Raw genomic sequence first — 12,657 nt, 5'->3', positions numbered from 1 at the left:
TTTCAGGAGCACCCGAATGGGACTTCTTTTCCGACGCACGCTCAGGCTCGGTCCCGGTTTACGGATTCGACTCAATAATCACGGCCCTTCGCTCTCGCTGGGCCCGCGCGGCGCAAACTTGAATTTCAGCCGGCGCGGCGTCCATAGCCACGCTGGCATCCCCGGTTCCGGGGTCTATCATCGGCAATCACTGTGGGAACGAAAATCACGTACGGGGAAGGCGAGCAAGAAGAGGCGTTAGCGGGCAAGTATCAAAAAAGCCCCGGTCCGGAGACCGGGCAAGTACGCAGGGGATTATCCCCAGCGCCATTATCGATCGACAAGGCCTTAACGAGAGGCTGAATTGTCTGGTCAACGCGAGGGAGATTTGTCGGGATGTGGCTATTCGCTCAAGGCAAACTTTAACCCCATGTCGACATGCAGCGCAGTCGTGTCATAAAGCGGCAGATCGCAATCCTGCTGGTGGAGTAGCAACGCAATTTCCGTACACCCCAGAATCACACCTTGCGCGCCCTGCGCCTGAAGCCTGGTGACGATCTCCTGGTAAACCTGTCGCGACGATTCTGTGATCACGCCGTGGACCAGTTCTTCGAAGATGATTCGATGGACGCTATCCCGATCCTCCCGAGACGGCACCAGGCAGGAAACGCCATGACCGTCGAGTAACCGGCCGCGGTAAAAATCCTGCTCCATCGTGAAGCGCGTTCCCAGCAGGCCGACCTGATCGATGCCATCGGCACGCAATCGTGAACCGGTGCCATCGGCAATATGGAGAAAGGGAATGCTCAGCGCCGACTCGATCGCGCCGGCTACCTTGTGCATGGTGTTGGTCGCCAGCAACAGGCACTCCGCACCGGCGGCTTCGACCTGACGGGCCGCCAACGCCAGCGCCTCCCCTGCCTTGTCCCAGTCACCGCTTTGCTGCAGCGCCTCGATCTCGGCGAAGTCGACGCTTACCATCGCGATCTTTGCCGAGTGGTATCCGCCGAGGCGCTCTCGCACGCCCTCATTGAGCAGTCGGTAATAACTTTGGGTGGATTCCCAGCTCATGCCGCCCAGTACACCAATGGTTTTCATCGCGATCCCCGCGTGGCCGTTCCTAGACACTTTTTATAACACAGTCGCCGGATTGTGACGGGGCTCTATGAAAACTGGAGAATTCTCGACGTTTCCTCCACGCGGAGCCCTATTCCAGACACGAAAATCGGCTGTTGAAGGCCGGTTCTTTTCAATTCGTGGCGGAGGGGGAGGGATTGCTGGCGCTTGTCGGCGCTCGAAAAGCAAAACCGTGAGCGCCTCGGTGCGAACCGGAGGGTTCTCATCACCTCCCCCGCCTCGCGCTTTATTCCGGACATGAAAAAGCCGGCTACTCGAGCCGGCTGATTCAGAATTCGTGGCGGAGGGGGAGGGATTCGAACCCTCGAAGCCTTGCGACTTACACACTTTCCAGGCGTGCTCCTTCGACCACTCGGACACCCCTCCGCATTGTCATCCCGACCGTTCCGGCTGTGCCGCACCGTTCAGAACGGCGCACATAGTAACGAGCTAAGCCTGTGATCGCAAGCCATTTTCTCCTTACCGCCGCCCTTTTACCTCTTCTGGACACAACCGAAGCGTCAGGTCCATCGCTCGACGTAGTCATCCGGATTGCGTATCTGCATGCCGGGATAGCGTCCGCCCGGCTGCCCGAGGTAGAGGTAGCCGATCAGCTCTTCCTGCTCGCTGAGGCCAAGGCCACGCCAAACGGTCTTGTCATGGGCGTATGTGCCGGTACGCCACATGGCGCCGAGGCCTTGGGCGTAGGCCGCGTAGAGCATGGCATGAGCCGCGCAGCTAGCCGAGATGATCTGCTCGACCGGAGGCACTTTGGGCAGGCCCGGCGTGACATTGGCGATCACGGCAATGATCATTGGCGCGCGCTTGGGCTTCTTGCGTACGGCATCGAGACTACCGTCGTCGATATGCGGATTGGCTTGGTAATCGGACTGCGCGAAGAGTTCACCTAGCCGGTCGAGCCCTTCCCCGCTTATCTCGATGAAGCGGTAGGGTGTCATTTCCTTATGGTCCGGTGCCCTCAGAGCCGCGCGATAGAGGGCGTCGAGCTGTTCGTCGGTGGGTGCGGGGCCTGCCAGCTTGCCCATCGAGCGGCGCTGATGCAGTAATTCCAGAGCGTCCATGTTCGTCTTCTCCATCCAGGCGCGATGTTAAACGAATGTTCTTAGCGAGTGCTGAACAGGATATCGGATGCGATTGCCGGTTGCCCGACTGTACGTCAAAAGCGTTACTGCCGCAGCAGACGTGCTGGCAGTGTGGGCGTCCAGCCAGGCGTAGCGCGCCAGGGATTGATATCCAGCCCGCCCCGGCGCACGTAGCGCGCCATCACCAACAAGTCTTGCGGACGACAGCGCGCCATCAGGTCAACGAAAATATGCTCGACGCAGTGCTCGTGGAAATCCTGATGCTGGCGATAGGAGATCACGTAACGCAGCAAAGCGGCGCGATCGAGTCGCGGGCCGCGATAGGCAATCACCACGCTGCCCCAGTCCGGCTGACCGGTGACCGGGCAGTTGGATTTGAGCAGGTGCGAATGCAGCGTTTCCTCGACGATATCGCTCTCATCGCAGGCGAGCAGATCCGGCGCTGGCGTGTAACGATCGATATCGACTTCGATGTCGTCGATACAGTCGCCCGGCATCGGCTGGGGCGAGAGCTCGGCATCATCGGCGCCATGGAGCTCGATCGTGACTGGTGCGCCAGCTGCTGCGCTCAAATCCCGCCGCAGGAAGTCGATAACCGCCTCGCGGTCGGCAAACGTGGTCTGGTTGAAGCTGTTGAGGTAGAGCTTCCACGACTTGGATTCGATCAGTTGCGGCGAATCCGCCGGCAAGCGGAATCGCGCCACGGCGACGACCGGCTTGCCACGTAGATCGAGCCAGGAGAGCTCGAACGCCCACCACTCGTCGCCTCCGACGAATGGCAGCGACGTCGCATCGATTCCCAGCGGCGCACGATTGGACGCACGCTCGATGGGGAACAGCAGCGAGGCGTCGTAGCGTTCGGGGTAAGCGGACTCCCGCCCGAGGGGCGCATCGGTCAGCGTGTGTGGGCGTTCCTGACTCATGAGCGAATTCCCTTGCCGCGATTGAGCATCCACAACGCCAGGCTCCAGAGCACGACGATAAATGCAGCAATGGCCACTAGTGCACCACCCACGGGGATATCGGAGATCCCGAGAATACCGTAGCGGAAGGCGTTCACCATATAGAGGATCGGGTTGATCATCGTCACGTTCTGCCAGAACTGGGGCAGCAGATCGATCGAGTAGAACACGCCGCCGAGATAGGTCAGCGGGGTCAGCACGAAGATCGGGATGATCGAGATATCATCGAACTTTTTGGCCAGCAACGCGTTGATGAAGCCACCGATCGAGAACAGCATCGCGGTCATGATCACGACGGCCAGGGTCACGAGTGGGTGATGCAGATTCAGGTCGGTGAAGAAGAACGACACGATCGTGACGATCAGCCCGACGCCGAGGCCACGCGCCGCGCCACCGATGACGAAGCCCGCCAGGATGACCCAATTGGGCATCGGTGAAACCATCATCTCTTCCACACTGCGCTGAAACTTGTTGGAGAAGAACGACGAGGCCACGTTGGAGTAGCTGTTGGTGATCACGGACATCATGATCAATCCGGGCACGATGTAGGACATGTAGGAGATACCGTGCATCTCGCCCACACGCGAGCCGATCAGATTACCGAAAATGATGAAGTACATCGTCATGGTGATCGATGGCGGCACCAGCGTCTGCGGCCAGATGCGCACGAAACGCCGCACTTCCTTGACCACCATGGTCCAGAGAGAAATCAGCAATTGCCGGGTATTCAAGACGCCGTCTCCTTGGCCTGCGTAGATTGCGCAGATTCACTGTCGATGCCCTTAGAGGTTTCCGGCTGCGAAGTCATCGAGACGAACAGCTCCTCCAGGCGATTGGCGCGGTTGCGCATCGAGAGTACGCGAACGCCCTGGCCGGTCAATTGCTGGAAAGCGTCGTTAAGATCAGTGCCCTTGCGCACGGACAGCGCCACTTGATGCGAGTCAACACGCTCGATCTCGAAGCCTTCGATCACCGGCGCCGTTTCGAGCGGCGCGGCTAGATCGAGCAGAAAGGTTTCGGTATCCAGCTCGGTCAATAGACCCCGCATCGAGGTGTTCTTGATGATCTCGCCGCGATTGATGATGGCGATGTTGCGACACAGACTCTCCGCTTCCTCGAGGTAGTGGGTCGTCAGAATGATCGAAGTGCCCTCTTCCTCATTGATCCGACGCATGTATTCCCACATGCTGCGGCGCAGCTCGATATCCACACCCGCGGTAGGCTCGTCGAGAATCAGCAGGCGTGGACGATGTATCAGGGCGCGGGCGATCATCAGACGGCGCTTCATACCGCCGGAAAGCATACGTGCCGCACCGTTGCGCTTGTCCCACAGGCCAAGATCCTTGAGCAGGCGATCGCAGCGCGGCCTGGCTTCCTTCATCGGCATGCCATAGTAGCCAGCCTGGGTCAGCACGATATCCTCGACTTTTTCGAACTGACTGAAGTTGAATTCCTGTGGCACGACACCGAGCGCGTACTTCGCCTTGGCGAAGTCCTTGTCGATATCGATACCGAAAATGCTCACCTGCCCTGCAGTCTTCTGGACCAGCGAGCAGACAATGCCGAGCGTGGTGGATTTACCCGCCCCGTTGGGGCCGAGCAGCGCAAAAAAGTCGCCCTGAGGAACATCGAGATCGATGCCTTTCAGGGCCTCGAAACCATTACCGTAGACTTTGCTCAGCCCGCGGATGGCTAGTGCCGGTTCTGCCATCAGGGATTCCTGTCATGTTTGAGAATCAAGTGAAACGAAGTGCCCTGAATATGGGGGCAATTCCATGAGGTTCAATCTTTAGCAGACGAATGGATGGTTCGGTATTGACCGCGCTGCACGACCTGGCTGCTGACACCTCCGGACGCGGCGAAAAGAAAAGCGAAGAGCGTAGCGCCCCAAAGAGATTAGAGCCCCAGTTACCGCCATGGTAACAACGACTTTTCGAGCCATTGGTCGAGTGAGACAGACGAATCGGATGCGAGAATCGCCAAAAAACAGACTGACTGTTTCATGACTGAGGGGAGCCGAATTTCTGGAGTGTCGCGATATGGAGCGGGAAAGGAGATTCGAACTCCCGACCCTCGCCTTGGCAAGGCGATGCTCTACCACTGAGCTATTCCCGCTTATCGCTGCCGACGCTATTAGCGACGACGACATGACCTGGCGATCATGAAAGTGGCGTCCCATAGGGGGTTCGAACCCCTGTTACCGCCGTGAAAGGGCGGTGTCCTAGACCACTAGACGAATGGGACGCATATTGGAGCAAGAAAGGAGATCGATGGGGCGGCCATCCGTCGGACCGGCGTTCCGGCTCACGACCCATGCTACCTATCTGACGCTACCAAATGTTGGAGCGGGAAAGGAGATTCGAACTCCCGACCCTCGCCTTGGCAAGGCGATGCTCTACCACTGAGCTATTCCCGCACCGTACTTTTTACACAAACTTCGCAAAACCGAGTGGCGTCCCATAGGGGGTTCGAACCCCTGTTACCGCCGTGAAAGGGCGGTGTCCTAGACCACTAGACGAATGGGACGCAATGTCTCAGCTCCGTCGAAGTGGCGCGTATGTTACTGAGGCCGTTTTGAGGTGTCAAGCGATTGATTTAACCGTTTTTCACCGCAGCTCAATCCGGGCTGGTCAGCGGCCGCCAAATGACCTGTAATGCAGGCATGGCATAGACCGATGCACCGTGTCGAGTGATAAGCGATGCACCGTGTCGAGTGATAAGCGATGCACCGTGTCGAGTGATAAATGGTATCGAGCAATGAATAGTGCCAAAGCGACGAGGAGACCCGACATGAGCAAGGTAGAAAAGACCGAAGCCGAATGGCGCGAAAAGCTGACTCCCGAGCAGTACCACGTCACTCGCGAGAAAGGCACCGAGCGGCCGTTCACCGGCGACTACCAAGTCGAGCCAGTACAGGGAATTTACCACTGTGTCTGTTGTGGCGCCCCGCTGTTCGAGAACGAGCACAAGTTCGAAGCGCACTGCGGCTGGCCGAGCTTCGACCGGCCTCTGGCGGCGGCATCGGTCGAGGAGCATCACGATGACAGTCACGGCATGCGCCGCATAGAAGTGACCTGTCGGCGCTGCGATGCGCATCTGGGACACGTTTTTCCGGATGGCCCCGCGGAAACCACCGGTCAACGTTATTGCATCAACTCGGTGGCGATGACATTCCATGCCGGCGAATGATCAGTGCCGACGCTGACTCCAGGTGACAAGGCTCGGGCAGCGAACGCGTTGACGCGTTTGTGATTCGCACCCATATAGTCGATAGCTGATCGCAATCGGGGGAATCGATATGAAGAAATTGCTATTCGGAGCCATCGCCAACTGGCTACGCAAACCCGAAAACCGGGAGAAAGCCAAGCGAACGGCGCGGGATCTGCATGGGAAGTACCAGAACCGGAAAAGTACACCGGACCGCGGGCCGAAACACTGACCCGCTCTAACGCTGCCCCGCTTCAATGACCCCTGATCGGAAAGCTCGATCGGGGTTTATTGCTTATAAACATGGCTGACGATTACCTCACCTCTTTGCGGCTATGCCCCTCGCCGATATCGGCGACCCCTCACCTTCGCTCGGCAAACCTCAGACGGCACCCCGCGTGCGGCCTCCAGCAAACCACCCGAACATGCTGGTAGAATAGCTGCCCGCTTTTGCATCGGGAACGCTCGATAAGCACGACGCAGGTACATAGATAGGCAGGAGACAGATATGCTCGGCTGGTATCCCGGACACATGAACAAGGCGCGGCGCGAGATTACCCAGGCACTCCCGGGAATCGACGTAGTGATCGAGGTTCTCGACGCACGCCTGCCCTACTCCAGCGGCAACCCGATGCTGGCCGAACTCACCGAGCACAAGCCAGTGCTGAAGATCCTCTCACGCGCCGATCTGGCCGACCCTGAAGCGACGCAAAAGTGGATCGATTTTTTCGACGCGCAGCCTGACAGCCGTGCCATTGCCGTCACCACCACTCAGGCCCGCGAACTCAAGCCGATTTCCGCGTTGTGTCACGAACTCGCAGGCCAGGTCCGAGCCGACCGCGACGTCCGCGTGATGGTGATGGGCATTCCCAACGTGGGCAAATCGACGCTGATCAACGGCTTGGCCGGACGCACGATCGCCAAGACCGGCAACGAACCGGCGGTAACCAAGCGCCAGCAGAGAATTCGTATCGACGGTGGCGTGTCGCTGATCGATACGCCAGGCGTGCTGTGGCCGAAGATCGAGAATCAGGCTAGCGCCTATCGGCTCGCGGCCAGCGGCGCGATTCGCGACACTGCGATCGAGTACGTCGATGTCGCCATCGTCTGTGCCGCCGAACTGGCCAAGCGTTACCCCGACGCCTTGCGCGAGCGCTACAAGCTTGGCGAGCTCCCCATCTATGTCGCGCCCACGGAGACCGACAGCGTCGATGCCGATGGACCCAAGCTAGTAGATTTTCAAGCCAAAGCCGGCTTCGACGGTCACGCGATCATGAACGAAATCGCACGCAAGCGCGGCGGATTGAAGGCTGGTGGTGTGATCAATCTGCACCGTGGCGCCGAAGTGCTGCTGCACGAGTTGCGTGACGGCAAACTGGGCAGGGTAAGCCTGGAACTGCCCGAGGACATTCCCGAGCCGACAGAGGACACAGTCGACGAATCCGAAAGCTGATTCTCGCCATACAGATGGCCTGAAAATTGTGTCTTTGCTGCCCCTTGCGCCGCTTCCACGCGGCGGTATGCTGGGACCTCGGCGACGCAGCCCGCCGCAGAGGTACTGAGACCCTTAAACCTGATCCACCCGCCTGACTCTTTAGGCTGTGCAGCATACGGAACCCCAATGAACAGCCCCATTCGGAAATCGCATAAGCTCGACAATGTCTGTTACGACATTCGCGGGCCCGTCCTCGATCATGCCAAACGGCTCGAGGATGAAGGCCATCGCATTCTCAAACTGAACATCGGCAACCCTGCACCCTTCGGTTTCGAAGCGCCTGAAGAGATTCTTCAGGACGTGATGCGCAACTTGCCGACCGCACAGGGTTACTGCGACTCCAAGGGGCTCTATTCGGCGCGCAAGGCGATCATGCAAGAGTGCCAGCGCAAGGGAATTCCCGGCGTCGGCGTTGAGGACGTGTTCATCGGCAACGGCGTTTCCGAGCTGATCGTGATGGCGATGCAGGCACTGCTTAACGATGGCGACGAGGTGCTGATTCCGGCGCCGGACTATCCGCTGTGGACGGCTGCCGCCAACCTTTCCGGCGGCCACCCCGTCCACTACCTGTGCGATGAGGCGGCCGACTGGTCACCGGACATTGCGGATATCCGCGACAAGATCACCGCGCGCACCCGGGCGATCGTGCTGATCAACCCCAATAACCCGACTGGCGCGGTCTACCCGCCGGCGGTGGTCAAGGAAATCCTGACGGTCGCCCGCCAGCACGGCCTGGTCGTGTTCTCCGACGAGATCTACGACAAGATCCTCTACGACGGCACCGAGCACGTCTCGACCGGCGCGCTGGCAGCGGACGATCAACTGGTCGTGACCATGAACGGCCTGTCCAAGAGCTATCGCTGCGCCGGCTTCCGCTCGGGCTGGATGATTCTTTCCGGCGGCCAGGGCAAGCAAAATGCCGAGGATTTCATCCAGGGGCTCAACATGCTGGCCTCGATGCGACTATGCGCCAACGTGCCGGCGCAGCATGCTATCCAGACCGGGCTCGGTGGCTACCAGTCGATCAATGACCTGATCCTCCCGGGTGGACGCCTGCTGGCCCAACGCAATGTGGTATATGAAAAGCTCAATGCGATCCCCGGCGTTTCCTGCGTCAAGCCAATGGGGGCGCTTTATGCCTTTCCACGGCTCGACCCGGAGGTCTATCCGATTCACGACGACGCGCAGATGGTGCTCGATCTGCTGCTGCAGGAGCGCATTCTTCTGGTCCAGGGCACGGCCTTCAACTGGCCGACACCCGATCATGTCCGCATCGTGACGCTGCCGTGGGCCGATCAACTGGGTGATGCTATCGACCGCTTCGCCCGCTTCCTGTCACGCTATCGCCAATGATTGTCACGGCCGCGCCTCGGCGCGGCCGTTCAGCCTCTCGAAACCTGCTCTCTCGAAACCAGCCCTCTTGAAACCTATTCGCGAAAGTCGTATCTAACGCTTCATAACCGCCTGATTACCAGGTGATAACGAATAACAGACGAATAAGAGACCAGCGCGCGATGCGAGGGTCGTATCTTTTACGAAATTGGCCTTTCCATGACTGAGGGTAGAAACCGATGATGCGAATCATCCTGTTCCTGGCGACCAACCTGGCGGTGGTGCTCGTTGCCAGTATCACGCTGCGGCTTCTGGGCGTGGAGCCTTATCTCAACGCCAACGGGCTGAACATGAATAGCCTGTTGATTTTCTGTTTCGTGTTCGGCATGGCCGGCTCGCTGATCTCGCTGTTCATCTCCAAATGGATGGCCAAGATGAGCACCAAGGCCAAGGTGATCGAGCAACCGAGCAATTCGACCGAGCAATGGTTACTCGACACGGTCCGAGAACTGGCAAAGCAGGCGAATATCCAGATGCCGGAAGTCGCGATCTTTCCGGCTCAGCAGTCCAACGCCTTTGCGACCGGCTGGAATAAAAACGATGCGCTGGTCGCCGTTTCTCAAGGACTGCTCGAGCGGATGCGCCCGGAAGAAATCCGTGCCGTGCTGGCACACGAAATCGGCCACGTTGCCAATGGTGATATGGTCACGCTGGCCTTGATCCAAGGTGTGCTCAACACCTTCGTGATGTTCTTCGCACGCGTGGTCGCCCAGCTCGTCGATAGTTTCCTGCGCGGCCGCGACAATGGCGGCGGTCTCGGTTTCATGGGTTATTTCGTGGTGGTGATCGTTGCCGAGATCGTATTCGGTCTGGTCGCCTCAATCATCGTCGCCTGGTTCTCTCGCTTCCGCGAGTATCGCGCCGACGCTGCCGGAGCCAAGTTTGCGGGTAGCGGGGCGATGATCAACGCGCTCGCGAGGCTGAAAGCCGAAACTGGCCTGCCAGACCAGATGCCCGACTCGCTGACGGCGTTCGCCATTACCACCGGGCAGACGCGCAAGATCATGGAGAAACTGTTCGCCAGCCATCCGCCGCTCGACGACCGCATCCGGGCGCTGAAGGAGTCAGCCTACCGGGAGTGATTCCAAGGCTTCACGATTCGGCTGAGAGCCTCGCGCCGAGCCCCGCCACAGCGCGGGGCTCTTTTATTTATGGGATAAACCCACGCGTGCCTGCGTCAATAATCTCAAACGGCGAATGTCAGCTTCAGAAGCACAAACCGTAACGGCTACTGCAAAAAGACGCTACCTGTTGCATCCGATGGCTCTGCTCGTGTGTATCCCTGAGGCGAGACATGATGTCTCGCCTTATTTTCACGCTTGGAGAGACGCCAATGAAAACCCTTAAGCTAGCCAGCGTTACCTTGACCACTGCCCTTCTGGGGACCTTCAGCCTGGGCGCGCTGGCCGATATGGTGCCGAAGGACGTCAAGGTGCCGGACGGCAATATGGTTGCCATGGAAACGGTAGGTGTCGGCGAAATCACTTATGCCTGTGAAGCCAAGGAAGGTGACTACGCCTGGGTATTCAAAGGTCCGGATGCCAAGCTTAATGATGCTGACGGCAATCAGGTCGGCAGCTACTACGGTCCGCCGGCCACATGGGAGTCCAGCGATGGCTCCAAGATCACCGGCACACAGCTCGCCACCGCGCCAGGCGGCGAAGGCAACATCCCGTTCCAACTGGTCGAAGCCAATCCCGCCGACGGTGAGGGTCACATGGCTGGCGTGACCTATGTTCAACGCCTGAACACCCAGGGCGGTGTAGCGCCGGACATGGCATGCAGCGCAGATAGTGAAGGCGACGAGGAAGTTGTCGAATATCAGGCCGACTACCTGTTCTGGAAAGCCAGCTGATGCAGCCTGTTTTGAAAAGCCAGTCGACGCGCTGGCAAACCGGCCGATCACGTTAATGTTGATCGACACACCAACGCGGGCTCGCCATGGCGAGCCCGCGTTGCGTAGTATGACGTCCATGGGTCCCTGGAGGGGATGTGCTTCAAGGAAGGTTCGTGTGACAGACGACGCGGCAACGTTCAACAAGGCAGGCTTCGGCCCCACGGGGTCTGACCATACGGGCTTCGACCACAGCGTCGCGCTGGAAGCCTGCGCCAGAGGCGACCGTCAGGCGCTACAGCGACTCTACGTTCAGGAGGGGGCACGCCTGCTGGGGGTGGTGCTACGTATCGTCGGTGATCGCGGTGTCGCCGAAGACATTATTCACGATGCCTTCGTCAATATCTGGAACAAGGCCCATACCTTCGATGCCCGACGTGGCTCGGGAAAAACCTGGATATTCAGTGTCGCGCGTCATCAGGCCCTCAACCACGTCAGAACCCGCCATCGTGAAGTGACCGTCGATGATGACACCGCCGAGCGGCTCGAGGCAGAACGATCGCAGGAGGCGGCTACGGATGTTCAGGATCATTTCGACTGGCTTGGCCACGGAGAGCTGGATCGTTGCCTCGGCCAGCTGTCGCCGGAGCGGCGCAATTGCCTGTTTCACGCTTATGTCGATGGTTTCAGTCATCAGGAAATCGCCACCCGTCTCGACCGACCCCTGGGCACCGTCAAGGCCTGGATCAAACGTAGCCTGGCCGCACTGCACGAGTGCCTGTCATGAATATTCCGTCGAACACCCCACCTTCTATAGACCCGAATGAGCTGAACGAGCTTGCCGGGGAATATGTATTGGGCACGCTGGATGCCGAGCAGCGCGAGATCGTCGAACGCCAACTGTCTGAAGACTCGCAGCTGCAAGATGCCATCCAGACCTGGGAAGCGAGGTTGCAGCCCTACGCCGTCATGGCCGAGCCCGCTGCGCCCTCGACCAGCCTCTGGCAGCGGATCGAGCGTACGCTCGACAACGAGGAAACGAGTGCGATTGCCTCTCCGCGCAGCAGGCAGATCCGGGCACCGAAAGAAGGGTTCTGGAACAGCCTGTGGCGCAACTTGACGCTATGGCGCGGCATGAGTTTCGCCAGCGTCGCCGTGGCGATCGGTCTGGCAGCCACGCTAGCCGTCGGCCCGACTTCGGCGCCGTCACCTCGATACATGGTGGTATTGATGACGCCGCAACATACCCAGGCTGGCTGGGTGATCCAGGCGAGCTCTTCGCAGCAGATCAGCCTGATACCGATGGGCACTTTCGAGGTGCCGCCAGGCAAGGCGCTGGAATTCTGGACCAAGGCAGACGACTGGAGCGGGCCGGTCTCGCTGGGCCTGGTTCAACCGGGCCAGACCCAGCGTCTCTCATTGAAGGATCTGCCGCCACTCGAAGACAACCAGCTGTTCGAGCTGACGCTCGAGGACGCCTCGGGGTCTCCGCTGAACCGCCCTACCGGCCCGATTCAATTCATCGGACGTGCCGTAGAACTCTGATCTGACTGGATACACTGCGCTGCT

General features: G+C 59.3%; 13 protein-coding genes and 5 tRNA genes. 8 read left to right on the top strand and 10 right to left on the bottom strand.

Annotation, left to right across the window (positions count from 1 at the left end):
- Nucleotides 1–16: 16 nt before the first annotated feature.
- Nucleotides 17–241, top strand: a complete 225-nt coding sequence (locus DOM27_RS18275) for a DUF4236 domain-containing protein (protein WP_110655721.1) — start codon at nt 17–19, stop codon at nt 239–241.
- Nucleotides 242–381: 140 nt separating this feature from the next.
- Here the strand turns inward: DOM27_RS18275 and DOM27_RS09215 are convergent, their stop codons facing one another.
- The 10 genes from DOM27_RS09215 to DOM27_RS09170 form a co-directional block, all read right to left on the bottom strand.
- Nucleotides 382–1,077 carry an aspartate/glutamate racemase family protein gene (locus DOM27_RS09215; RefSeq protein WP_110655720.1) on the bottom strand — a complete coding sequence of 232 codons (696 nt, stop codon included), beginning with the start codon at nt 1,075–1,077 and terminating at the stop codon, nt 382–384.
- Nucleotides 1,078–1,394: 317 nt separating this feature from the next.
- Nucleotides 1,395–1,482, bottom strand: a tRNA-Ser gene (locus DOM27_RS09210).
- A 134-nt stretch (nt 1,483–1,616) separates the two neighbouring features.
- On the bottom strand, nt 1,617–2,177 hold the full coding sequence (locus DOM27_RS09205) for a nitroreductase family protein (protein ID WP_110655719.1): 561 nt from the start codon (nt 2,175–2,177) through the stop codon (nt 1,617–1,619).
- A gap of 104 nt (nt 2,178–2,281) precedes the next feature.
- Nucleotides 2,282–3,121 (bottom strand): NADPH-dependent 7-cyano-7-deazaguanine reductase QueF, encoded by an 840-nt coding sequence (gene queF / locus DOM27_RS09200; RefSeq protein ID WP_110655718.1) that lies wholly within the window; start codon nt 3,119–3,121, stop codon nt 2,282–2,284.
- Nucleotides 3,118–3,891, bottom strand: coding sequence for an ABC transporter permease (locus tag DOM27_RS09195; RefSeq protein WP_110655717.1), 774 nt, complete (start codon nt 3,889–3,891; stop codon nt 3,118–3,120). The genes queF and DOM27_RS09195 overlap by 4 nt, the downstream gene beginning before the upstream one ends.
- Nucleotides 3,888–4,871, bottom strand: a complete 984-nt coding sequence (locus DOM27_RS09190) for an ABC transporter ATP-binding protein (protein ID WP_110655716.1) — start codon at nt 4,869–4,871, stop codon at nt 3,888–3,890. The genes DOM27_RS09195 and DOM27_RS09190 overlap by 4 nt, the downstream gene beginning before the upstream one ends.
- Before the next feature lie 329 nt (nt 4,872–5,200).
- Nucleotides 5,201–5,275, bottom strand: a tRNA-Gly gene (locus tag DOM27_RS09185).
- Between the two features lie 53 nt (nt 5,276–5,328).
- Nucleotides 5,329–5,404, bottom strand: a tRNA-Glu gene (locus DOM27_RS09180).
- A gap of 97 nt (nt 5,405–5,501) precedes the next feature.
- A tRNA-Gly gene (locus DOM27_RS09175) sits at nt 5,502–5,576 on the bottom strand.
- A gap of 34 nt (nt 5,577–5,610) precedes the next feature.
- Nucleotides 5,611–5,686: transfer RNA gene (locus DOM27_RS09170), tRNA-Glu, on the bottom strand.
- A 264-nt stretch (nt 5,687–5,950) separates the two neighbouring features.
- On the opposite strand from DOM27_RS09170, the gene msrB reads away from it, so the two are divergent.
- The 7 genes from msrB (at nt 5,951) to DOM27_RS09135 (ending at nt 12,633) form a co-directional block, all read left to right on the top strand.
- The gene (msrB, locus tag DOM27_RS09165) at nt 5,951–6,349 is read left to right on the top strand and encodes a peptide-methionine (R)-S-oxide reductase MsrB (protein WP_075562529.1); all 399 of its coding nucleotides are present in this window, start codon (nt 5,951–5,953) and stop codon (nt 6,347–6,349) included.
- A 526-nt stretch (nt 6,350–6,875) separates the two neighbouring features.
- Nucleotides 6,876–7,820 carry a ribosome biogenesis GTPase YlqF gene (gene ylqF / locus DOM27_RS09160; protein ID WP_110655715.1) on the top strand — a complete coding sequence of 315 codons (945 nt, stop codon included), beginning with the start codon at nt 6,876–6,878 and terminating at the stop codon, nt 7,818–7,820.
- 168 nt (nt 7,821–7,988) lie between these two features.
- Nucleotides 7,989–9,215: a pyridoxal phosphate-dependent aminotransferase gene (locus DOM27_RS09155; RefSeq protein WP_110655714.1), complete on the top strand. Its 1,227-nt coding sequence runs from the start codon at nt 7,989–7,991 to the stop codon at nt 9,213–9,215.
- 218 nt (nt 9,216–9,433) lie between these two features.
- Entirely contained in the window at nt 9,434–10,336 is a 903-nt protein-coding gene (gene htpX, locus DOM27_RS09150; protein ID WP_110655713.1) for a protease HtpX, read from the top strand.
- 251 nt (nt 10,337–10,587) lie between these two features.
- Nucleotides 10,588–11,109 (top strand): DUF3455 domain-containing protein, encoded by a 522-nt coding sequence (locus DOM27_RS09145; protein WP_110655712.1) that lies wholly within the window; start codon nt 10,588–10,590, stop codon nt 11,107–11,109.
- 157 nt (nt 11,110–11,266) lie between these two features.
- The gene (locus tag DOM27_RS09140; protein WP_245392656.1) at nt 11,267–11,875 is read left to right on the top strand and encodes a sigma-70 family RNA polymerase sigma factor; all 609 of its coding nucleotides are present in this window, start codon (nt 11,267–11,269) and stop codon (nt 11,873–11,875) included.
- Nucleotides 11,872–12,633: an anti-sigma factor gene (locus DOM27_RS09135; RefSeq protein ID WP_110655711.1), complete on the top strand. Its 762-nt coding sequence runs from the start codon at nt 11,872–11,874 to the stop codon at nt 12,631–12,633. The genes DOM27_RS09140 and DOM27_RS09135 overlap by 4 nt, the downstream gene beginning before the upstream one ends.
- Nucleotides 12,634–12,657 lie beyond the last annotated feature (24 nt).

The sequence above is a fragment of the Salinicola halimionae genome, assembly GCF_003206065.1.
Taxonomy (GTDB): domain Bacteria; phylum Pseudomonadota; class Gammaproteobacteria; order Pseudomonadales; family Halomonadaceae; genus Salinicola; species Salinicola halimionae.
This window is presented reverse-complemented; position numbering and strand designations above follow the sequence as displayed.

Bases quoted from the DNA above. Each gene is read 5' to 3' on its own strand.
- DOM27_RS18275 (WP_110655721.1), top strand. From the start codon at position 17: ATGGGACTTCTTTTCCGACGCACGCTCAGGCTCGGTCCCGGTTTACGG.
- DOM27_RS09215 (WP_110655720.1), bottom strand. From the start codon at position 1,077: ATGAAAACCATTGGTGTACTGGGCGGCATGAGCTGGGAATCCACCCAA.
- DOM27_RS09205 (WP_110655719.1), bottom strand. From the start codon at position 2,177: ATGGACGCTCTGGAATTACTGCATCAGCGCCGCTCGATGGGCAAGCTG.
- queF (WP_110655718.1), bottom strand. From the start codon at position 3,121: ATGAGTCAGGAACGCCCACACACGCTGACCGATGCGCCCCTCGGGCGG.
- DOM27_RS09190 (WP_110655716.1), bottom strand. From the start codon at position 4,871: ATGGCAGAACCGGCACTAGCCATCCGCGGGCTGAGCAAAGTCTACGGT.
- msrB (WP_075562529.1), top strand. From the start codon at position 5,951: ATGAGCAAGGTAGAAAAGACCGAAGCCGAATGGCGCGAAAAGCTGACT.
- ylqF (WP_110655715.1), top strand. From the start codon at position 6,876: ATGCTCGGCTGGTATCCCGGACACATGAACAAGGCGCGGCGCGAGATT.
- DOM27_RS09155 (WP_110655714.1), top strand. From the start codon at position 7,989: ATGAACAGCCCCATTCGGAAATCGCATAAGCTCGACAATGTCTGTTAC.
- htpX (WP_110655713.1), top strand. From the start codon at position 9,434: ATGATGCGAATCATCCTGTTCCTGGCGACCAACCTGGCGGTGGTGCTC.
- DOM27_RS09145 (WP_110655712.1), top strand. From the start codon at position 10,588: ATGAAAACCCTTAAGCTAGCCAGCGTTACCTTGACCACTGCCCTTCTG.
- DOM27_RS09135 (WP_110655711.1), top strand. From the start codon at position 11,872: ATGAATATTCCGTCGAACACCCCACCTTCTATAGACCCGAATGAGCTG.